A 21,315-nucleotide genomic window follows, 5' to 3' on the forward strand; every position below is an offset into this window, starting at 1 on the left:
AAGGTTGCGCAGGGATTCCAAAAGTGCATTGCGCAGGACAACATCACGACGCTCGTGGGCGTGGGACTTCTTGCAGTTTCGTTGCTTGGTATGGCAGGGGCAGTGCTGGCCTTCCGCCTCCATTCCAGAGCAATAGTTGTCACAGCAGTCGGCTTGGTCGCATTCGTCCCCGGATGGACTGATAAATGGAACTCTCCTCTTCGGCCGACCTACTGATGGTGGGACAGTTGCCAATGTACTGGTTGCAACCGTCATCGCGATCCTGCTTCGGGCAGGCAGGTCGGGTGCGCGCGGTGCTGCCTAACCATTCGCTCAATCGGACCCATTGCGGCATGCGGCGAAAGGCCCGCCATTTCCTTTCGGGACTTTAGCCACATGCCGCAACGGGCCGGTTAGCTCACACGTTATGCGGCACACCGGCTTCGGCGAACGAGCGAGCATACTTGGAGAGTCAGATGAACGCGACCAGCGCGCTAACATTCCTACTGGTGATCGGCGGTGCCAAGCCGCGCGTCTGCGCAGTCCGAAGACGCGGTTGCGAAGCAATTCGTAGGCATGTGGCGGCTCGTATCTCAGCCACAGCGAATGGCTGATGGAAGCACAAAACAGGATCCGAAGAGTGCCGCCTATATCATCTATACCGACACGGGCCACATGTGCTACGTCGCCATGGATCCGAATCGGCCCAAATGGAACTCGGCAGGTAGTCCGACTCCTCAGGAAGCGCTGACTGGAGTCGCAGGCTTCGGCGCGTACTGTGCCAGCGTGGAGATCCACGCGAAAGAGGGATTCGTGATCCATCGCGTGGAGATCGCGGGAACTCCTAATTTTGTCGGTCAGACTTGGAAGCGTTGGTTCACCTTCGAGGGGCCGAATCGCGTTTCCCTGCGCGTCGATGGGCCGTCGCCGCCCATGGTCGAGAACACGCTGATTTGGGAGCGGGTTCAAAAGCGGTGAGATTAAGGGCACCTGTCCGCTCATCGGCAGAACAGGCGCGGCGTCTCAGCCCCGTTGCTCACCGCATAACGATGTTTGCTGCTGTCGAGCGGATTGCGGATGGTCTTCAACCTGGCGGCGCGCAACCAGGACGATTGCGTTAAGAATCTCGCCTTTCTCATGCGCCCCGACGGGGTGTGGGCGCTGGCGCCGGCGTACGATGTGATCTGGGCGGTGGGGGGACAGTGGGCACGTTCGCACCAGATGACGGTGCGCGGCAAGGACGACGGCTTCACGCGCGACGACCTGTCGGCGGTGGGGGCCCAGTATGGCGTGCCGGGGCGCGGCGCGCAGATCCTGGAAGACGTCGAGGCGGCGATGACGACCTGGCCCGACGAGGCCGCGCAGGCCGGCATCGCGCCGGCGCTGCGCGACGAGATGCAGGATGCGTTTCGTCGCTTGCGCGCCCGAGCGCCCCCCTCATTCCGCCTTGATCGCCACCACCGGATCGATCCGCCCCGCCCGTCGCGCCGGGAGATAGGCGGCAATGCCCGCCACCACGATGAGTACCAGCGGGACGGACGCGAGGGCGATCGGATCGAGCGCGTTGGTGTCGTACAGCAACCCCTCGATCATCCGCCCGAACAACACGCCGAGTGCAACACCGCAGGCCGCCCCAACAATCACCAGCCGCACGCCGTCCCAGGTGAGCAACCGCACGACGCCGCCGGCGGTGGCGCCGAGGGAGAGGCGGATGCCGACCTCGCGCGAGCGCTGGGCGACGGAATAGGAGACGGTGCCGTACAGACCAATGCTGGCCATGAGGAGGGCGACGACGGCGAAGACCGAGAGCGCGTTGGCGCCCAACGCCAGCGGGAGCGACATGATGCCGATGTGGCGGGCCATGGTGCGCGCCTCGATGACCATGGCATCGGGATTCACGTCGCGCAGGACGCCCAGGGCGCGCGTGACGTCGGCATCGGCGTCGGCGTTGCCGCGGATGATCATCCACACCTCGGAGTTCTCCCGCAGCGGCAGGTAGACGGCTGGGCGGGGGTCCTCGGCCAGGGTGCGGATGCGGGCGGTGTTGACCACCCCGACGACTTCCGTCTCGAGGCCATCGCGTCCGCGGAAGCGGCGGCCGACGGCGTCCAGGCCGGGCCAGAACTTCCGGACAAAGGCCTCGTTCACGATCGCGACTCGGCGCGAGGTATCGGCGTCGGCGGCGGTGAAGTTGCGCCCGCTCGTCAGCTGCATACCCATGGCGGCGATGAAGCCGCTGTCGATGGCGGCCCGATCGATGGCGTGGGTCACCTCGCCCGGGGGTGGTTCGACGCCATCAACGTTGATGGCCGTGCTGCTGTTGCCGAGCAGGTTGAGGTGCATGCTGTTGGTGCGTCCCACATGCTGCACGCCCGGAATGGCAGCCAGGCGTGTGGCGAGGAGGTCCATGCGGCGATTCTGCTCGGCGGGGCTTTGGCTGGAGGGGGGGCTGAGCCAGAGCAGGGCGCCGGGGGCCCGGCCGAAGCCGGGGTCGACGTTGCGCACGGCGCGCACGCTGCGCACGAAGAGCCCGGCCGCCATGAGCAGGACGACCGAGACCGCCACCTGCCCGATGACGAGGGCGCGGCGCAATCGGCCCTTGGAGCGCCCGCCGCCGGTCCCTTCCTCGCGAATGACCGATGCCAGATCGAGGCCGGTGGCTTGCAGCGCGGGCATGAGTCCGAAGGCGATGCCGGCCAGGAGCGAGACGGCCAGCAGGAAGGCGAGGACGCGGACGTCGAGCGAGAGGTCGATGCCTAACGGGAGCGGGATGGGGAGATCGGCGGCCAGCACGCTCTTGAGGATGGCGCGGCCGAGCACGAGACCGGCAACGCCTCCCATCATCGCCAGCAGGAGCGTTTCGATGAGGAGCTGGAAGACGAGGCGTTGCCGACTGGCGCCGATGGCGAGCCGGATGGCCACCTCCTTGCGGCGATCGACGGCCCGGGCGAGGAGGAAGCCGGCCAGGTTGGCGCAGGCGATCAGGAGGACCATCCCCACCACGCCCATCATGACGACGGCGACCGGGCGCAGAAGGCGGTCGATGGGGGGAAAGAGGATCACGTCGCGCGTGGGGAGGACGGAAAAGCTCATGACGCCCTCCCATCCGGTCACCCGCTGCTCGTGCAGCCGAGTGCTGAACGCCTCGAGTGACGCGCGCACCTGCGGCAGGGTGACGCCGCTGGCGAGACGGGCCCGCACGAAGGTGGAGTGATCGCCTCGCGACTCGAGCGTATTCTCAGTACTGGCCATGAGCTGGGCGACCATCGTGACCGGGACGAAGATCTCGATGCCGATGGAAGGGAAGCCGCTCTGGAAGTCGGGGCGGGTGACGCCGATGATGGTGTACTCGCCGCCGCTCAAGCGAATGGAGCGACCGACGACCGACGGGTCGCCACCATAGGCACGGCGCCAGTAGCGGTCGGAGAGCACGGCCACGGGGCTGCGCCCGGCGGCGTCGCCGTCGTTAGGCTCGATGAGGCGTCCCCGGGCCGGCCGTAGTCCCAGCACCTGAAAGTAGTTGCCCGACACGAGCTGCACGGCCAGGCGCTCGGTGCGGTCTCCCTCGCTTCGCACCGCGTAGCCCATCCGAGTGGCCGCGACCCCGGAGAAGAGCTCGGTCATCCGCGCCAGGTCCTGATACTCGGGGTACGCGAGCGGGTTGAAGGCGGCGTCGGGGTTGGAGCCATAGATGTCGACCAGTTCCTCCGGGCGCTCGAGCGGCGGGCGGCGGAGAATGACCTCGTTGACCAGGGTGAAGATGGCAGCGTTGGCGCCGATGCCGATGGCCAGCGAGATAACCGCGATGGCGGTGAAGGCGGGGCGGGCAAGCAAACGCCGGGCAGCATACCGCACATCGCGGAGCGTCATGCGCAGCACGCCATCACCGCCGCCGCTCCCGCCCATCGACTCCGGCGTCACCACGCGCTTCTCGGCGCGGATGAGGGTCGCCGCATGGCGTCCGTCGCCGAATGACTGGCTCAGATCTTCCGGCGAGCGGCCGGCCGCCAGTCCGTCCTCGAAGTGGCTGACCATCTCGCGAAAGACCTCGGCGCGGCGCTCATCGCTGAGATGGCTGCCGTCGACCACATCGGCCACGCGCTCGGCCAGCAGGTCTGGGAGCCCCTGCGCGCGCGCCTGGCGTACGAGTTCGCGCCGCTCGAGACGGCGCGGCAGGGCATCATCCGGTCGCGTCATGGGTCAGGACTCCCGCGGCAATGGGTGACACCAGCCCGAGTCCGATCATTGCCTCGAAGAGCTCCTGCCAGCGTGCGCGATGTTCCTTGAGTTCGGCGGCGCCGGCCGACGTCAGGCGATAGTAGCGACGCTTGCGTCCGGACTTGTGCTCGAGCCAGCGACTCTCGACGAGTTCCTTGGCTTCGAGATTGTAGAGCAGGGGATAGAGCGTGGACTGCCCCATGGCCAGGACGCCGTCGGAACGTGCGCCGAGCGCTTCGGCGAGTTCGTAACCATACATCTCGCGTCGCTTGAGGAGCTGCAGCACGGCTGCCGGTCCGGCGCCGCGCATGAGTTCGCGCTTCAGATCCATGGTCGCAATCCCCGGGGTGGATACCTCGTCCAGAATAGTAGGGTGAGGGAGGCGTCGGCAAGGAGGGGTGGGCGGGAGAGGACGATTGGAGCGCGATGTCCAACGAGGAGCAGCGCGAGGCTTTCGCCGCGGACGAGGCGCTGAAGGCTCGCGGCGCGGAGCGATCGAGATACGGCAGCGTTGGGATGCGGGGAGGGAACCAAGGAGGGAACGGGCATCCAGGACGCGGTGCGGGGCAGCGGTGGAGTCCCGTCCAACATGCCCGGGCGGCAATTCTCCCCGGGGTGCCGAGGAAGGCACCGGGAGAGGTCACGGCGGTGCTACCCTTTGCGCCCGCAGTAGTTGGCGAACACACCGAGCTCACGCGCCACCTGTGGGCACTGGTACCGAGGGTGGCGCCGCCGCCAGCGGGCGGCGCGGGTGCTGCATGTGGGGTGCGGGCAGGGGCTAGCGCTGGAGCTGTTCAGGGACGCGGGGCTCAAGGACGTTGGCATCACCATCGGCACCGAGGACCTCGCGGCGTGCGCTGCGTCGGGCTACGAGGTGCTCGACATTGATCAGTCGTAGCTCGACTTTGCCGACAGCAGCTTCGACCTCGCCGGAGAGGGATTACAATCGGAGTCGGTGGACTATCGGTCGAGCATACGGCGCGATCGCCGACCTCGCGAGCGCCGCGTGACGGGCGGTGCCGTGCCCTCCGTCTCGCTCGGGCGCGGTGAGCGCCGTGCGAACGGCGGTCGAGGTGGGGGGCCGATCCCGGCGGGACCAATCCGACGCACCCGCGTGGGCCGCCGGCGCACGGCGGGCGCGGAGGTGGGCGAGGATCTGGTCGATCACCGACGCCTGGGGGCGTCGCGGCTTCCAAACGCCATGCGCCGCCGATGCCGCGTCGGGCATGCGCGCTCCGGGACCGAGGAGCGCCGAGCATACCACCACCGACCGCACCTCCTGTCACCGTTCTGCTGCGCGGAGGGCCGTTTGGACGCCACGTCCGCGATGCGTTGGCCTAACGTTGCTTGCTGCAGACTGGCGTTTTCGGAAGCGCGCTGCGCGCGCATTCTGTTGGAGCGCCCGCTGCAGAAGCCGGCGCTGGGCCGCCGCCGGACGGTGAAGCCACCGGTAGTCACGCTTGCCGTGAGCACGCGCGGCGTTACTATTCGGCATGATCGTGTCGTTCCGTTAAGCTGAGTCCTCAATGTCCGCGCGCAAGCCTGTCACGCCTGGGAAACTCCTGCTGGAAGAGTTCCTCGTGCCGATGCAGCTCTCCCAGTACCGCCTCGCCAAGGAGATCGGCGTGCCCGCCCAGCGCATCGGGGAGATCATCGCCGGCCGCCGCGCCATCACCGCCGACACCGACCTCCGCCTGTGCCGGTTCTTCGGGCTCTCGAACGGCTACTGGCTCCGCGCGCAGGCCGCGCACGACACTGAGGTGGCGGCGAAGGCGCTCGCGCCCGTGCTGCGGCGCATCAAGCCGTGGGCCGGGAGAGTCGCATAGACGCGCACGCTCGGCCCAACGGGGCGTTAGGCGGCGGATTACACGACACCAGCCATCGGAGATTGTTGTGCAGACAGTTCAACGCGTCGTGATGGCATCGCTCATCGTTGCGGCTGGGTCATTGGGCGCCCGCTACCTTCTCGCGGATGCTGCGGTGCCCGTCGTGCGCACTCACACGACAGCGCTAATCGGCACCTGGCGCCTCGTTGAGTTTTGGGACCGTGAAACGCCATCGAGCCCGTTGGTGTATCGGTACGGACAGAAACCGACGGGCTACTTCACGTACGATCCGACCGGACACGTGTCGATTCAGATCATGCGCGGCCCGAGCACCTTCCGGGTGGATAGTGCCCGAGGCGAGCAGTGGTTCGACGGCGACGCCCGAAGAACTCCGGCGCGCCACCGAGGACTACCGGGCGTACTTTGGCACGTATGTCGTCGACGTGGCGCAGAGCGCTGTCGTGCATAAGGTGGAGGGAGACTCCCGGGGCCTGTATACCGGCACGGACCAGCGACGACAGTATCGCCTCGCTGGCGACACGCTCGTCATCGGCAACAGTACGACATCGCATCGTTTGCTCGTTCGCGTGCGGTAAGCGGATATCCCTCGCGGCCTCACAACGGTCGCGACCGCCAGCTGCGCTTTCGCGTGCTCGCTCCGCTCGCTTGATTGAAGCGGCTGATTTTGAACCGTGACGTGATACCGACTGCGAGGAAGCACATGGCGAAACGGAACGGGCCACAGTAGTCGACGTGAGTTCGTCGAAGATGTCGGCAAGCTCGCTTCCCTGGCGTTCATCCCTCCCGCCGTGAGTGGCGGGCTACCCCGGCCCATCGCTGCGGCGGAGGCATCGGCGCAGGCAGCAACGTGGGACCTGTCCTAGATTGCGCGGCTCACGGACGCCACCGACCGCGCCGTCTTCGATTGGCCCCCCGGGTGATCCCGCCGATCCGACCATCCTGCAGTTCGCGGGGACGCTATCTCGACAACTGCCGCGGCCGTATCCGAGCGGGTCATACGTCGCTCGCGTGGTCTTCAACATTCGCACTCGCCGTGCCCGCGGCCCTGAACGACGAGATCGGCCCGCTTCTGAACTCGGCGCCGAGTATGGGGTCAAGGACCCCACCACGCAGCAACCCGCGACGCGCAATCCGTTCTGGCACCGAGCACCGAGTCCCGTCCCGGATTACGTGATGCCGACGCTGAAGGACTTCTTCGACGGCGGTGGGTTCGGTCTCGTCTGCGACTTCGCGCTTGGACACTTGGCGCGCCGTCTGGCGACCAAGCGTGGCACGGACGCTTCGGCGGTACACGCCGCCCCGCGGGCTGGGTTCGTGCCGCACGCCTGGCGTGCCCTCCGGCATGTTTGACTGGCCCGGCACAGAACGCGGGATGCGCCTGCATGCGGTTCTCAGTGCACCCGCGGGAAGGCCGGCTTGGCCGCGTGCGCCATGGGCGGCATGTTGCGGCCGTTGCCGCGTTGGGCCGGCGGCGTGGGCCGGCGCCACTCATTGTGCGGGCAGGGCATCGCGCCGGCCCACCTCGCGTTGGTTGGATGCAGCGCAGCAGAACGCGGACGCTAGGCCGACGACAACGGCTAGTTCATGGATGAGTGTCAATGAAGGCTGTCTTTCTTGCCGCTGTGCCCTATGCCGACGACGCGCTTGCGCTCCCTGTCGCCGATGTCGCCGCAGCGATTCCATACTATGAGCAGGCCTTCGGGTTTCGCGTCGCGGCGCGGCGCGAGACGCCACATCCCGCTGCTGTACTGCACGCGACGGTATCGCACCGGGGCTCGCTCAGAATGGCGGCGATCCGACGCAGGAGGGGTGCTTCTTCGAAGTCGACGACCTCGACGCCGCATTCGCCGAACTGATGGCGAACGGAGCAAAGCCCGGAACTGTCGACGAGCAGGAGATCAACGGTCAACCCTATCGCGCGTTCTTCGTCGTCGCGCCGGACGGGTTGTGCTTCATGATCGCTCAACCGCGCTAGTGCGCGGGCTCAGGAATCGATGCGCACGCGGCATCACGCCGTTTCGTTCGCGAATCCACCGCAGCATTCTGGTCCGCATGGCAGACACGTCCGACTACAGAGCCGCACGCGGGTTCGAGCGCACTGCTTGCCCGCGCTCTTGCTACTCACCATGGGCGCGACGGCGCTCGCGGCGGCTCGCGAGTGGTTCCAGACGCCCCCACCCCCGCGACGTCTCCGGCGCGTTTCTCGTCTTTTGTGTGGCCTGCCTTCCAGGGCTGTCGCGCCTTTTTCTGACAAAGTCGGCGATGGGGCGACTCGTGGCTGCCGCCTTCGGCTCGGTCGCAGCGCTAATCAGCTTCTTTCTCGCTCGCTGACGGAGAATCTTGCGGCTTCCGAACACACGTGATGAGGGGGTTATGATGGCGAGGACGGCCGCCGTGGCGCAGTTCGTCAGCGACCCAACTGGCATCTGCGACTCCGAGACTTCCTGAGCACCTCGTGCCCATCGCTCCCTTGCTCCGACGCTCACCTACGCGCTTGGCTATCGGCGTAGCGATCAATCTGCTTGTCGCCGCTTTCCACTTGATCGACCTGCGCGCACTTCTTGACCCGGAGTTGCGGCCGCTGGTCAGCAGCTACTTCTCAGACCTCACGCTGCCGTTCGCGTTCTACTACCTGTTGTGCTTCATCGACGACCGAGTGGCCGCCCTGCGGCCGGCAGCCTCGAAGGCGATCGTGGTCCTCCTGGCATCATCCGGTGCCGAACTCCTGCAGGGCGCCGGCATTGCGGCGCTCGGACGCACCTTCGACCCATGGGACTTCGCTATGTATGCCGCTGGCGTAGGGCTCGCCGCCGCGCTCGATGTTCTGGTGCTATCCCGTCTGGTGCGTGCCTGGCCGCTTGTACCTTGAGCCCGTCCGGCCGGCCACCGGTGCGCGGCACTCTAGCGAGGTTTACTGCTGACGGCTGCGCTAAGCATGGCCCGGACTGCGCCCACAAATACTCTTCGAGTGTCCGCAACAGGCACACGCGTTAGGCTGCGCAACGTCCGGTATATCCTTCACAGGAGGTAGCGATGCACTGGCCCGGGCGACTACTCCCGTTCGCAGCGGTGGCAACACTGGCGACGGCGGCCATTCTCGCCACCTCGGTCATTCCATCCGTCCGCGCCGACACGTTTCCGGGCGCCATGCCGGAACGGGCGGTTCCTGCCTTCTGGGTGAACGTCATCCTGAACCTGTTGGTGGCGGCACAGGCGTTCGGATCGTCTCGCCGTCGTGCCGGTGGCCCCACTCGACGACGCGGCTGGACAGCTGCCGCCGGCGTGGTGGCTGCGTTGCTTGGATTGGCGCTGATCGATGCGGCGATCGCATTCGCAGAACACGGCCCCACAATGCAGGGAGCGATCGTGGCGCTCTGGGTCTCTGTCTGCCTCGACCTCGCTGCCGGGGTGGCGATGATCGTGTCGGCGTTCGTGCGGCGGACGACTTCACTCGGGCAGGACTAGGTGCCGGCGCCGCCTGACCTGCGCTGGAGCAGACAACCGATCTAGTGTCTGCTCGCTTCGCTCGCTCTATTGCGCTCGGCTGCAGCGCAGGTTCAGCGTTAGCCGTACACCGGGGAGGATCCGTTCGTGAAGAGGTGGGTAGAGTGAGCGCATGCGCCTCCTGTTCCTGATTCTTCTCCTCGCGTCGTGTCGGCCGGCCGATCGCGCGCCCTCCGCTTCGTCCGTCGCGACCGAACCAGATACTGGCCGTGTGCGCGTCCCTGGCAGTACGCTGTTCTACGAGAGTGCCGGCACCGGGAGCCCGGTAATCCTCCTGCATGGCGGCAATCTCGACCGTCGCATGTGGGACGCGGAGTTTGGCGCACTTCAGCGCACACATCGCGTCATCCGGTATGACGCGCGAGGCTACGGTCGCTCAGGCGCTTCGGACACCGCATTCTCTGCGCATCACGACCTGCGCGCCCTGATGGACGCGCTGCAGTTGCCACGGGCGTCGCTCGTCGGCCTCTCCCTCGGGGGGCGTGTCGCGATGGACTTCGCACTCGCGCATCCCGAGCGAGTGGATCGCCTCGTGCTGGTCGCGCCGGGCATCAGCGGCGGGACGTGGGCCGAGGACGCCGATACCGCGTGGCTCGCGGTCGCACGCGAGGCAGCGAAGCGGCAAGACTCGGTCGCGGTGGCGCGGGCGTGGCTCGGCAGCGCCTACATTCGCACTGCGCTGCGCGACTCCACCACCGCAAAGCGCGTGCGGCAGTGGGTCGAGGATCAGTCCCCGTTCTGGGCCGGCGTGGTTCGCCATCCGGACCTCGAGGTGGAAGCCGCGCCCCCTGCGGCCGGTCGTCTCGCCGAGCTTACCGCCCCCATCCTGCTGGTGGTGGGCACGGCCGACACCCCGTTCATTCTCGACGTCGCGCGGGCCATCCAGGCGCAAGCGGCCCGCGTGCAGCGTGTCGACATCCCTGGAGTCGGGCACATGGTGAACCTCGAGGCACCCGGGCCGTTCCGGGAAGCGCTTCTCGCGTTTCTCGCCCACTGAGGTTCCGCCTCGCCTGCGCTGGAGCAGACAGTTGAACTGAGGCGTTGCATGCGGCGCTCCGGGCGGCGCGACTGCCGCCACCGTATCTCCTCGTCGGGCATTCTGCCGGCGGCTTGTATGTCCGCGTCTTCGCAGCGACGTATCCGGCCGAGGTCGTAGGTCTCGTGCTCGTTGATCCGGTGCCCGAAGATTTCAACTCGCGCGCGCAACGAGAGTCTCCTCGCGTGTATCAGCGCCTGGATTCGATCAGTGCCGATGACATCGCGAGTGGTTCACCTGGCGAGCAGGCAGAAGCGGCCGAGTGGGAGAAAGCGCTCACCGCCGACGAGCGGGCGGCTCCCCGCAGTGCGTGCGAGGCGCCGCCGCCTCCGCTGCTCTTCCAGTAGTCCAGCGTTAGGGCACGTGCGCCGGCGTCACCGGCCGACGCACGCGCCCCTCGATACCGCAGCCACCTCCTGGACCGCGACGACATCCGCTGCATTCGTCGCTACGCGTCACACTCCGAGCGCATCCACCGCACTGCGCGGTAGCCCGCCGGCGTGAACGCGCGCCCCACGATGTGCCCGCAGCGATTGACGTCCTGCGGCTGGACCGAGCTCCACGTCGCCAGTGAAGGGAGGATGGTGAAGGAGTTCGCCTTCGCCGTGAACGGGGACGAGACACCAGTGGCGGCCGTGGTGCCGATGACGCGATGGGCGTTGGAGATCCCGGTCCCGAGGCTCGGCGCGGGGACACCGGGGAGGAGCGTGGAGGTCCCGGCCGACGTCCACAGCGTGGCGACGTAACCCGTCTGGGAGGGGATGGTCCCGACGGCCTCCCCGAGGTTGTTGATCTCCTCGGCGGCGTAGTTCTTGGTGAGGCCGAGGTCGACCTGCGTCCCGTTGGCCTTCCACTTCCAGGCGTGCGCCCCGTTGGGGAAGTCGGCGCGTCCGACGATGTCGCCGGCGTCGTTGATGCCGTACGCCACGCTGGTGCTCGCCCCGGCCGGATGGAGGTCGGTGATGGCGCCGTTGGCGCTCCACTTCACGGCGTGGCGCTTGATCGCCGCGCCGGAGCGCGACTCGCCGACCGACACGCGCGACATGTTGATGTCGCGGGCGTAGCCGTCAAAGCCTAACGTGGGGAGGAAGGTCACGATCCCCTGCGCCCAGCGGACCGGCTTCCGCACGCCCAGGTACGGCGGGGTCATGAGCTGCCCGCCCCCGACCATCTCGCCGGCGTTGTTGACGCCAAGGATGAAGGTGGAGTGGTCGGAGAGCGGGAGGACGGCGAGGTAGGGGACGCCGTTGACCCAGCGCACCGGGCGCTGGAAGCCGGTGGCATCCACCAGGTGCCCCACCACGATGTTGCTGTCGTTGGAGGCCGCGGCGTCGGACTGGACCCAGCTCCCGGGAGGAAGGGGGAGCTCGGAGGCGCTCCAGGTAGGGACGCCGCCACAGCACATCGCCACCCGTGGCGTGAGGGTGGGCGCGTGGGAAGGGGCGGTGCTATCGTTGCAGGCGGCGAGCGTGAGCGCACCGGCGAGGGAGAGCGTTGCCGCGCCGACGAGGCGCGCAGGGAGGCGTGGCGAGGTGGGCATGGACGGGGGGTGAGTGAGAGGGACGATTTCCGAGCGAAGCACTCCGCTCACCCCGAGAGGCGCAGGCGCCGGGCGAATCCGGCCACGCGTGGCACGAACGAGTTGCGTTCCGCGCAACGCAACCCTCCCGGCGCGCCCCCGCGGCTGACGGCCAGGTTCGACAACCACGACCGGGCGTCGTAGTATCTCGCGATACGCCCAACACGAGTCGCCCCATGTTGCACCTGCCCCAGTTCGAGTCCTGGTCCCTCCCGCGACGCGCCCCCTCCCATCGCCTCGGCGCCGTGACCGCCCGTGCATTGCATCTGGCGGTCGCCCTCTTCGCCCTCCTGCTGACCGTCGCGGTCGCCCCCGGCACGGCCCGCGCGCAGATGGACGAGCCGGCGCGCGTCAAGGCGACCTACGATCGCACGGACGTCATGATCCCGATGCGCGACGGGGTGCGCCTCTTCACCACGCTCTACACGCCGAAGGACGCCAAGGGGCCGCTCCCGATCCTGCTCATGCGCACACCGTACGGCTCCGACACGTACCTGATCAGCATCGGCCCGTCCGTCGACTTCGAAAAGGCGGGATACATCTTCGCCCTCCAGGACGTGCGCGGCACCTACCAGTCCGAGGGCGACTTCGTCAACGTCCGCCCGTACAACCCCAGGAAGCAGGGGAACGAGTTCGACGAGGCGAGCGACACCTACGACACGATCGACTGGATGGTGAAGCACGTCGCCGGCAACAACGGCAACGTCGGCGTGTGGGGGATCTCGTATCTCGGCTTCTACGCGACCATGGCGGCGCTGTCGGGACACCCCGCGCTCAAGGCGGTCTCACCGCAGGCGCCGGTCAGCGACTGGTTCCTCGGCGACGACTTCCACCACAATGGCGCCTTCTTCCTCGGCGACGCCTTCTCCTTCCTCTCGACCTTCGGGCTCCCGCGCCCAGTGCCGACCCGGGCGCGCGCGAAGCCATACGTCTACGGCACTCCCGATGGCTATCGCTTCTTCCTCGAGGCCGGGCCGCTCGCCGACATCAGCGCGGCGAAGATGGCGAATCGCAATCCCTTCTGGACCGAGATGTTCGCGCATCCCACGTACGACGCGTTCTGGAAGGCGCGCACCCCGCTCCCCCACCTCACACAGGTGAAGCCGGCGATCCTCACCGTCGGCTCGTGGTTCGACGCAGAGAACGTGTGGGGGGCGGTGCACACCTACCGCGCGTTCGAGAAGCAGAACCCCGGGCTCTCCAACGCCATCGTGATGGGGCCCTGGTACCACGGGCAGTGGTGGTTCGACGACGGCGCACAGCTGGGTGAGCAACGCTGGGGGGCGAAGACATCGGAGTACTACAGCCGCGAGATCCTGCTCCCCTTCTTCGAGCACTACCTCAAGGGAACGGGCGACGGGCGCTACGCCGAGGCGCAGGTCTTCGAGACCGGGAGCAACCGGTGGCGCGCGTTCGACCAGTGGCCTCCAGCGGGCGTTGCCCGCGAGTCGCTCTACCTCTCGGCGCAGGGGACGCTCAGCGCCGGGCAGCGGAATGGCCTGAGCGGCTTTGACCAGTACTACAGTGACCCCAACAAGCCGGTGCCGTACCTCGACAAGGTCACGACGCGGCGCCCCGGCACTGAGCACCAGTACATGGTGGAGGACCAGCGCTTCGCCTCCACGCGCCCCGACGTGCTGGTCTACCAGACGCCGCCCCTCGAGCACGACCTGACGATCGCCGGCCCGATCACGGCGACGCTCTACGCCTCGACCACGGGGACCGACGCCGACTTCATCGTGAAGGTCATCGACGTCTATCCCCACAACACTCCCGACCCGACGCCAAACCCGACGCAGGTCGTGCTGGGTGGCTACCAGCAGCTGCTGCGCGGCGAGGTGATGCCGGCTCGCTTCCGCAAGGGATTCGAGAAGGGGGTGGCGATGGTCCCCAACCAGGTCGAGAAGGTCGAGTTCGAGCTCCCCGACGTGCTGCACACCTTCAAGGCCGGACACCGGGTGATGGTGCAGGTGCAAAGCAGCTGGTTCCCGCTCGTCGATCGCAACCCACAGACGTTCGTCGACATCTATCGCGCCACGGCGTCGGACTATCGCCCAGCGTGGATGCGGATCCACCGTGCGCCGGGAAAGGAGTCGCGGATCACGCTGGGGGTGCTGCGGTAACGGCCGCATGGCATGACGTGACGGGTGCGCACGAACCGCCAAGGGTGCTCCCGTCGCCTGGGTGCCCCCTCGCGCTCCTGATCACCTCATGCGAACGGGGCGTGTTGGTGCGATTCTCCGTTGCGCGGGAGCGATCGCCCGTCGAGCCCATGCCGCGGGGGACGACGCGGACAGCTGCACGCGGCCACTCGGCGGGCCAGGCTGGCCCGTCGCGAGGCTTCGCTACTTGATGCGCCGCATCATGTAGTTTGTCCTCGCGCGGAACACCTTCCCGTCGCGCCCACGATCGAAGCGCATGATCTCGCCATCCTCGCCGTCCTTCCGGATCTCCTGGAAGGTGTCCTCGCCGACCTTCTTCCACCGGGTGATCGACTTCACCGGTTCATCGCTGGGCACGTACATGGTCGCGAGCGCACCCTTCCAGCGGATCACCTCCATCTCGCCGCCGAAGCTCCAGTACGTCCCGACATACGGATCGAGGGAGGGATCGGCCGCCTTGAGTGACCGCGACGAGTCGGCGAGCGCCTCCTTGAGGGCGGGGCCCAGGAATTCATGACCCTGCTGCGCGAGCGCCATCGCGTCTGCGTCGCCGGCGTTGGTCATCACGATCGAGGCGATCTTGTCCTCGGGCTGCAGCGTGAGCTGCGTGCGGTAGCCGGGGCAGCTCCCGCCGTGCCCGACGAAGGTCTTGTCTCCCTTGCGCCAGACCTCGAAGCCGAGCCCCCACGTGGTTTCCCACGAGGGATCGGTGAAGTGCACGCGCTGCATCTCGCGCAGCGTGGACTTGGACAGGATGGGGCTCCCGCCGGTGCCAGCGAGGACGCGGAACTGCCACGCCGCGAACTTCGCGAGGTCGAGCGGGGTCGACGCGTAGCCGGCCGCCGCCGCCATCGCCTTCGTCTGGTAGGGTGGCATGGGGTGACGGCTCCCATCGCGCTCCGACGCACTGTAGCCGATCGCCAGCGTCTTGCCGCGCTCCGCCGTCGGATACTCCACAGACGTGCTCGTTAGGCCGAGCGGGGCGTTGATGTGCGTGGTGACATAGGTGCTCCACGGCTCGCCCGACGCCGCCGAGACCACGGCGCCGAGCAGGGTGAAGCCCAGGTTGGAGTACTGGAAGTAGCGCTCAGGGCGATACGCGACCTCGCGGTCCTTTACCCCCCGCATGACCTCGTCGAAGGTGGGGAACATCATGCCCGGCTCGAGCCAGAGCGTGTCGGCGAGCTCGCGTTGCAGCCCTGAGGCGTGCGTGAGGAGTCCCTCGACGGTGATCGCCCCCTCGTCCGCATAACGAGACCTCGGCGTGAACCACGGCAGGTGCTTGGACACCGGGTCGTCGAGGCGCAGCTTCCCGGCATCGCGCAGCTGCAACGTGGCGATGCTCGTGAAGAGCTTGGAGATGGAGCAGATGCTGTACGCGGTGCTGGCGGTCGCCGGGATCCGCCGCTCGACGTCCATGTAGCCGCTCCCCCCCTGCCAGAGGACGTCCTGGTCGACGACCAGCGCCGCCGACGCCCCCGGGATCCGCTTCCACGCGCGCTGGGCGTCGAGCCACTTCTCGTAGGCGGCGAGCGCTTCCTGGACGCGCGGGTGCTGGGCGATGGACGGCGCCTGCGCGCGCGCGCCCGAGGTGGCGATGGTGAGCGCGAGGGAGGCGGCGACGGCGGCGCTGCGCGCGCGACGGCAATGCGGCATGGGGGACTCGTGGAGGGTGGGCCTGGTCGCCCTAAGCTCCCGGTTACGGCCGCGGGCGCAAGGAGGGCGAGGGCGGCTGACCGAGGCACGCGGAGACGCAGCGCGCATTTGCCCTCGCCATTCACATGAGTACGGGGCGCGCACGAGCACCTGGACCGTGGCAACCTGAGCGGACCAGTGGCGAATCGTGAAGGAGATGGTCGACTACTCCACCGATCGAGGTGACTACGCACCACCCGAGTAGGGCCGCGCGGGTGGGACGTCGCGCGGTGCGCCACACTCGGGTAGCCGCAGCCACCTGCGCAGCCGAGTCGCATTCGCAGCCGCGCTCCTGCTTCTGAGCACGAGTGCCTTTCGTCAGGCGCTGAGTGAGTTGCGCGACACGGAACCGGGCTCGCTACTCTTCGGTGCGCTGCAGCTGGTGATCGGTACGTCGGCGGTGGTGGCGGCTATCGGATTGGTGAAGCGCGCGCAATGGCAGGGCGGGCACCCGATCTGCCACCGACACCGGTGCTGCTGGCCGAAGCTCCGCGACCAGCCGAACCCATCGACTCTCGTGCTCCCGAGGCGCACGTAACTCGTGGCACCCAACGCCACGATGACCGATCGCAAGCATCAGGCGCGCCGAACAACGAGTAGCGTGGTCAGGAAGCGGCCGCACTGGCCGTGGCGACGCAGGTCGTCCGCCATCGCTGGGCCCCGCCCCGGCAGCGCGCGGATGGGGGCCACCGTAGAATTGATGACCATGACGACACGACGATACGGGGACGATGAGGTGCGAGAGATCTTCCGTCTCGCGACCGAGGGCGAGCGGCGCGATCCCTCGTTGCCCGTCGACCCGGGCGGACTGCGTCTGGCGGAGCTCCAGCGCATCGGGCAGGAGGCAGGTATCGAGCCCGAGCGCGTCGCCGCCGCGGCCGCGGCGCTCGCCGCCCGCGGAAGGCCCTTGCCGGTGCAGCGCGCCTTTGGGCTCCCGATCGGGATCGCGCGCGTGGTGGATCTGCCGCGGGCGCCCACCGATCGCGAGTGGGAGCAGTTGGTGGCACAGTGCCGGACCACGTTCGCGGTGCAGGGCCAGGCAACGATCGAGGGCGGGCTCCGCACGTGGTCGCACGGCAATCTGCATCTGTCCATCGAGCCAACCGCAGACGGCGAACGGCTGCGACTCCATAGTCGTAGTGAGGCCGCGGAGCTGCTCAACGGTATCGGGACGGGCGTCGGCGGCCTGTCGCTGCTGATGAGCGGCGTGGTGGCCGCGGCCGGCAAGCCGGAGAAGGCCCTCGCGGTACTTGGCATGTTCGGCGGCATCGCCCTCGCCGCCTTCCTCACCAACGTTGTGCGCGCGCCACGGTGGGCCCGGGAGCGCGATCGCCAAATGACGGCACTGGCCGCGCACGCGGTGCATCTGCTCTCGCATCCCGCGGTCCACGCCCCGTCTACGCGCGAGAAGCCGTGAGGATGGACGGCGGGGCTGACATGGCCTTCAGAGATGAAAACCGTGTTCGCGGCGCGCACTGGCCACTACGTGTTGCAGGGCCCTGCAGCAGAACGCGAGCGGTCGGGCCGCATCACGAGTTCCCTGCACGGCAGTACACGTGCACGGTCCTGCGTGCCAAGGAGAGAGTCGGCTAGAGTGGCCCCGCGTGCGGGCGAGCTCCGTACCTTCCATCGCGTACGCCCAGACGTAGCCTACTCGCTCGTGCCTTTCGGTACCCTTCATCGCCCATGGTCGACGTGATTTCCTCATGACGTCCTACAATCCGGCTTCGGTCGCTCGGTACTTTGACGCGCTCGGCGCGCGAGAATGGACCCGTCTCGTCGAGACACCGACGGCGGAGGTGAAACTCCACGTGCATTCCCACTACCTCCGTCGCTATGTCACGCCAGGTATGCGGGTGTTGGACATCGGTGCCGGCGCCGGTCGATTCACTCAAGTGCTCGCGACGCTGGGCGCGTCGGTCACGGTCGCGGATCTTTCGCCGGTGCAGTTGTCCCTGAACAAGCAGCACGCGGCGGAGCATGCGTTTGCGCACGCGGTAACCGACTGGGTGATGGCGGACATCTGCGACCTGTCTGCGTTCCCCGATGAAGCGTTCGACGCCGTCGTGTGCTATGGCGGCCCGCTCAGTTACGTGTTCGAACGGCGGCAGGAGGCGCTCGACGAGTTGCGTCGAGTGACCGCACCTGGGGGCTATCTCTTTCTGAGCGTGATGTGCCTGTGGGGATCGATTCATGAGAAGCTGCCCGGTGTCTTGGCCACGGATGCGATGGAGAACGCGCGCATCATCGCGACCGGGGAACTGCGCCTAGGTGCCGATGACGGCACGCGACATCAGTGTCACTTGTACCGGGCACACGAGTTCCGGGTGCTCCTCGAAGCGGCGGGCTGCGAGCTACTGGCGCTCTCCGCATCCAATAGCCTGTCATCCGGCTGGGGCGCATCGTTGGACACGATTCGGGCTGACGCGGCGAGGTGGGAGGAACTTCTCGGCATGGAGGTCGAGGCTGGTGCGCAAGCGGGCTGCCTGGACCTTGGCACGCACCTCATCGCCGTCATCCGGCGTCCAGTGGCCTAACACCCAGATTGACTCTCGGTGCTTCGGCACGTTCACCACGGACGTGCGAGCAGGCTCTGGTCGAGACGCTCTGGCGAGATGTGGCCTAACAGTACGTTGCGCTTCACCGGGCCGCTGCGCGCACGCGCGACCCGAAAGGTCGGTGCAGACCTGCCCTCTGCTCCCGCTCCACCATCGTCAGCGCATGTGCCGCCACCGGCAGCCGCGCGTTGCGCTGTCGTCCTCGACCACGCTCCGTGACGGCGCCGTCGGCGCTATTCTCCGCGGGGCGCAGACGGCGCATTGGGGGGAGCCGCCTGTCCACGTCACCACGCGGAAGAACGTCTGCCATACGCGCGAGGCGCCGAGGGGCTATGCCGATCCTGTTCTCCGCCAAGTCCGTCGATTCCGGTGGGCTGTCGCACGTCTCGCCCGACGGATTCACGCTCGACGCCGTGCGGTGGGCGAGCGTGGAGCACTACTGTCAGGCCCGGAATTTCGCCGGGACGGCCGTCGCCATGCGTACCCGCCGGGCGGAGTCCCCGCGTTAGGCGCGCAAGACGGGGCACGATCGGTCGCTGCTCCTGGCGTGTACCACACGGGAGTCACCGCGCGAGGGCGCGGAGAGAATTATCGTCGCGCTGCAGGCGGCGCTGCGAGAGCGCCTGGCCGCCGATCAGGCGGCACCTGGCGATGCGGCTCCAGCACGGCAGCGCATCGGCTCAGGGGCCAAGAAGTGGCACTGCTGACCGATCGACTCGCCAGCGCTCGGGGACTCCCGCAGGAGTACGTCACGCGGGCGGACCTCCGCGACGGGCAGATCGCCCTGAAGCCGATCCGCGACTCGGCGCAGGTGGATGCACGTCGCGCCACGATGGGCCTCCCGCCGATGACGGAGTATCTGCGCGTGCTCGATTCGGTGTATTTTGGCCGGATCCCGCGATGACTCGCGCGGACCACCGCCCACCCTGCGCCGCTTCAGACAGCGCAGTGTCGGAAGCGGGCGGCGCGCGCATGTGTTGAGCGCGCTGGGGCAGCGCTGGCGCGTCGGGCTCCAACACAACAATTCACTCGCGGCGAACGCCGGTTCGTTCAACCACTACCTCATGCAGCAGCGAGCTACAGACCGTAGCCCCGAGCGTGCACCGGCAGGTACCACCGAATCGCCGCGGCGACTCGGGTGGCCGGCCGTGCTGGCGCTGAACTTCCTCCCCGGCGTCGCCACGGTCGCGCTGGTCGGTGTGCTCCACCCGGCGATCGAGTCGCTCCGATGGCCGCCGGTGGTGGCGTACACGTGCGCGATCGGACTCGTGACGCTCGGCGAGGTCGCGGTGCTCGCCCGGCAGGCGCAACGCCTGTCCAGCACGTGGGATCCGCGCCGCGCCGTCGCCCTCACGGCACGCCTCCCCTTCCGCGCGGCCGTGATCCCGATCGTCGGGTTCATCCTCGTCGCCGCCGGTCTGGCAGCGCTCCTCGATCCGGTGGCAAGCGCGATCAGTGCGCGCCTCGCGCACGTAGTACCAGGGTGGCTCAGCGCCGACACCGATGCCACGACGGTGGCAACCTACGGGCGCACAGCCGTGATGGTCGCCCTGTCGTTCAACTTCCTGATCGATGTCATCGCCAGCCCGTACGTCGAGGAGCTCTACTGGAAGGGTTACCTCATGCGACGGATCCCCGCCCGCGTCGCGCTTCAGCCGGTCGCACTCGCGATCCTCTTCGCGGCGCAGCATTTCTGGCAGCCAGGTGAGTTCCTGCTGGTCGCGCTCCTCCAGGCCGCGATCGGCAGCCACGCCCAGAGGACGAACTCGCTGACGGTGGCCATCTGGACCCACTGGCTTGCCAATGGCATCGTGACCGTCCTTACGATCCGTGAAGTACTCGCCTGAACAGGCAGGGGGCGGATTGGTTCCCCACGATGACCCTTGCCTCAGCCACAATCTCCCGCAAGGAAGGAGCGCCTCGCATGACCAAAGTCACGCCGTTTCTGATGTTCAACGATCAGCTCGACGCGGCGATCGCGTTCTACACCGCCACCTTTCCTGACTCTGAAGTGCGGAACGTCGCCCGCACCGGCACGGATGGGCCGATCGTCTCTGCCGAGTTCGTTGTTGGCGGTCAAGTCTTCATGGGCTACAACGGAGGTCCGTACTTCGCGTTCTCCGAAGGCTTCTCGCTGTACGTTGACTGCGAAGATCAGGCCGAAGTCGACGCGTACTGGGACAAGCTCGTCATGGCCGGCGCGACGCCGACGGCGTGCGGCTGGATCAAGGATCCCTTCGGCCTCTCCTGGCAGATCGTCCCGCGGCGATTCATGGAGCTCATCCGCGACGAGGATCCCGGCAAGGTCAAGGCCGTGATGGACGCCATGATGACGATGGTGAAGCTCGACGTGGCGGCGCTCGAGCGGGCATACAACGAGGCGTAGCAGTCGTCCCACCTGTCCGGAGAACGAGGTGCCGGCATTTCGAACGATCGGCGGGGATCGTGCCGACGCGGGGCTGACCAACATGGAAACCACGATGACGGACGTGAATCAGGGGCGGATTCGAGTTCAACGACTGTCGGCTGTCGTCGCCCTCGTGTTTGGCCTCACGACGCTCGGAGCGGGAGTCAGCGTGCTCGCTGGACGCGACCGGGCCACCTGGTGTATCGACCGCTCCTGCTCTTCAACACGTGCATGGGACTCGGCTACGTGGCTGCTGGGATGCTCGCGTGGCGTCGCGCGATCGCTGGCCGGATTGCTTCGCTGCTGATCGTCGGTCTCAACGCGCTCGTA

The 21,315-nt window shown here is 67.6% G+C and carries 20 protein-coding genes and 1 pseudogene; 17 read left to right on the forward strand and 4 right to left on the reverse strand.

Features of this window, described 5'->3' with window-relative positions; genetic code table 11:
* Positions 1 to 585 precede the first annotated feature (585 nt).
* Entirely contained in the window at positions 586 to 957 is a 372-nt protein-coding gene (locus IPN47_14685) for a lipocalin-like domain-containing protein (GenBank protein MBK9409261.1), read from the forward strand.
* A 99-nt stretch (positions 958 to 1,056) separates the two neighbouring features.
* Positions 1,057 to 1,251 (forward strand): annotated as a pseudogene (locus tag IPN47_14690) (HipA domain-containing protein).
* 165 nt (positions 1,252 to 1,416) lie between these two features.
* On the opposite strand, the gene IPN47_14695 reads toward IPN47_14690, so the two are convergent.
* Both IPN47_14695 and IPN47_14700 read right to left on the reverse strand, forming a co-directional pair.
* Positions 1,417 to 4,176: an ABC transporter permease gene (locus IPN47_14695; GenBank protein ID MBK9409262.1), complete on the reverse strand. Its 2,760-nt coding sequence runs from the start codon at positions 4,174 to 4,176 to the stop codon at positions 1,417 to 1,419.
* The gene (locus IPN47_14700; GenBank protein ID MBK9409263.1) at positions 4,160 to 4,528 is read right to left on the reverse strand and encodes a PadR family transcriptional regulator; all 369 of its coding nucleotides are present in this window, start codon (positions 4,526 to 4,528) and stop codon (positions 4,160 to 4,162) included. Before IPN47_14700 ends, IPN47_14695 begins: the two co-directional genes overlap by 17 nt.
* 342 nt (positions 4,529 to 4,870) lie before the next feature.
* On the opposite strand from IPN47_14700, the gene IPN47_14705 reads away from it, so the two are divergent.
* The 8 genes from IPN47_14705 (at position 4,871) to IPN47_14740 (ending at position 10,931) form a co-directional block, all read left to right on the forward strand.
* Complete coding sequence (locus tag IPN47_14705) at positions 4,871 to 5,095, forward strand: hypothetical protein (GenBank protein ID MBK9409264.1); 225 nt, start codon at positions 4,871 to 4,873, stop codon at positions 5,093 to 5,095.
* 628 nt (positions 5,096 to 5,723) lie between these two features.
* Positions 5,724 to 6,023 carry a HigA family addiction module antidote protein gene (locus IPN47_14710; protein ID MBK9409265.1) on the forward strand — a complete coding sequence of 100 codons (300 nt, stop codon included), beginning with the start codon at positions 5,724 to 5,726 and terminating at the stop codon, positions 6,021 to 6,023.
* Between the two features lie 91 nt (positions 6,024 to 6,114).
* Entirely contained in the window at positions 6,115 to 6,492 is a 378-nt protein-coding gene (locus tag IPN47_14715; protein ID MBK9409266.1) for a lipocalin-like domain-containing protein, read from the forward strand.
* 1,150 nt (positions 6,493 to 7,642) lie between these two features.
* A complete protein-coding gene (locus IPN47_14720) occupies positions 7,643 to 7,900 on the forward strand; it encodes a VOC family protein (protein ID MBK9409267.1) in 258 nt (85 codons plus the stop codon).
* Positions 7,901 to 8,538: 638 nt separating this feature from the next.
* Entirely contained in the window at positions 8,539 to 8,913 is a 375-nt protein-coding gene (locus tag IPN47_14725; GenBank protein ID MBK9409268.1) for a hypothetical protein, read from the forward strand.
* 164 nt (positions 8,914 to 9,077) lie between these two features.
* Positions 9,078 to 9,509 carry a hypothetical protein gene (locus IPN47_14730; protein MBK9409269.1) on the forward strand — a complete coding sequence of 144 codons (432 nt, stop codon included), beginning with the start codon at positions 9,078 to 9,080 and terminating at the stop codon, positions 9,507 to 9,509.
* Positions 9,510 to 9,759: 250 nt separating this feature from the next.
* Complete coding sequence (locus IPN47_14735) at positions 9,760 to 10,545, forward strand: alpha/beta hydrolase (protein ID MBK9409270.1); 786 nt, start codon at positions 9,760 to 9,762, stop codon at positions 10,543 to 10,545.
* 44 nt (positions 10,546 to 10,589) lie between these two features.
* The gene (locus IPN47_14740) at positions 10,590 to 10,931 is read left to right on the forward strand and encodes an alpha/beta hydrolase (protein MBK9409271.1); all 342 of its coding nucleotides are present in this window, start codon (positions 10,590 to 10,592) and stop codon (positions 10,929 to 10,931) included.
* 101 nt (positions 10,932 to 11,032) lie between these two features.
* Here IPN47_14740 and IPN47_14745 read toward each other — a convergent pair whose 3' ends face one another.
* Entirely contained in the window at positions 11,033 to 12,124 is a 1,092-nt protein-coding gene (locus IPN47_14745) for a hypothetical protein (protein MBK9409272.1), read from the reverse strand.
* A gap of 215 nt (positions 12,125 to 12,339) precedes the next feature.
* Here IPN47_14745 and IPN47_14750 point away from each other — a divergent pair, with 215 nt between their 5' ends.
* Positions 12,340 to 14,286 carry a CocE/NonD family hydrolase gene (locus IPN47_14750; protein ID MBK9409273.1) on the forward strand — a complete coding sequence of 649 codons (1,947 nt, stop codon included), beginning with the start codon at positions 12,340 to 12,342 and terminating at the stop codon, positions 14,284 to 14,286.
* 222 nt (positions 14,287 to 14,508) lie between these two features.
* Here IPN47_14750 and IPN47_14755 read toward each other — a convergent pair whose 3' ends face one another.
* Positions 14,509 to 15,981 carry a beta-lactamase family protein gene (locus IPN47_14755; protein MBK9409274.1) on the reverse strand — a complete coding sequence of 491 codons (1,473 nt, stop codon included), beginning with the start codon at positions 15,979 to 15,981 and terminating at the stop codon, positions 14,509 to 14,511.
* Between the two features lie 739 nt (positions 15,982 to 16,720).
* Between IPN47_14755 and IPN47_14760 the strand changes: the two genes are divergently transcribed.
* From IPN47_14760 to IPN47_14785, 6 genes are all read left to right on the forward strand, one after another.
* Positions 16,721 to 17,437 (forward strand): hypothetical protein, encoded by a 717-nt coding sequence (locus IPN47_14760; protein MBK9409275.1) that lies wholly within the window; start codon positions 16,721 to 16,723, stop codon positions 17,435 to 17,437.
* Between the two features lie 289 nt (positions 17,438 to 17,726).
* A complete protein-coding gene (locus IPN47_14765; GenBank protein ID MBK9409276.1) occupies positions 17,727 to 18,557 on the forward strand; it encodes a methyltransferase domain-containing protein in 831 nt (276 codons plus the stop codon).
* Between the two features lie 353 nt (positions 18,558 to 18,910).
* Entirely contained in the window at positions 18,911 to 19,087 is a 177-nt protein-coding gene (locus IPN47_14770) for a hypothetical protein (GenBank protein MBK9409277.1), read from the forward strand.
* A 185-nt stretch (positions 19,088 to 19,272) separates the two neighbouring features.
* Positions 19,273 to 19,482 carry a hypothetical protein gene (locus IPN47_14775; GenBank protein MBK9409278.1) on the forward strand — a complete coding sequence of 70 codons (210 nt, stop codon included), beginning with the start codon at positions 19,273 to 19,275 and terminating at the stop codon, positions 19,480 to 19,482.
* A 70-nt stretch (positions 19,483 to 19,552) separates the two neighbouring features.
* Entirely contained in the window at positions 19,553 to 20,425 is an 873-nt protein-coding gene (locus IPN47_14780; protein ID MBK9409279.1) for a CPBP family intramembrane metalloprotease, read from the forward strand.
* A 77-nt stretch (positions 20,426 to 20,502) separates the two neighbouring features.
* Positions 20,503 to 20,964 carry a VOC family protein gene (locus IPN47_14785; GenBank protein MBK9409280.1) on the forward strand — a complete coding sequence of 154 codons (462 nt, stop codon included), beginning with the start codon at positions 20,503 to 20,505 and terminating at the stop codon, positions 20,962 to 20,964.
* Positions 20,965 to 21,315: the final 351 nt, after the last annotated feature.

It is taken from the genome of Gemmatimonadota bacterium (genome assembly GCA_016719105.1).
Taxonomy (GTDB): domain Bacteria; phylum Gemmatimonadota; class Gemmatimonadetes; order Gemmatimonadales; family Gemmatimonadaceae; genus SCN-70-22.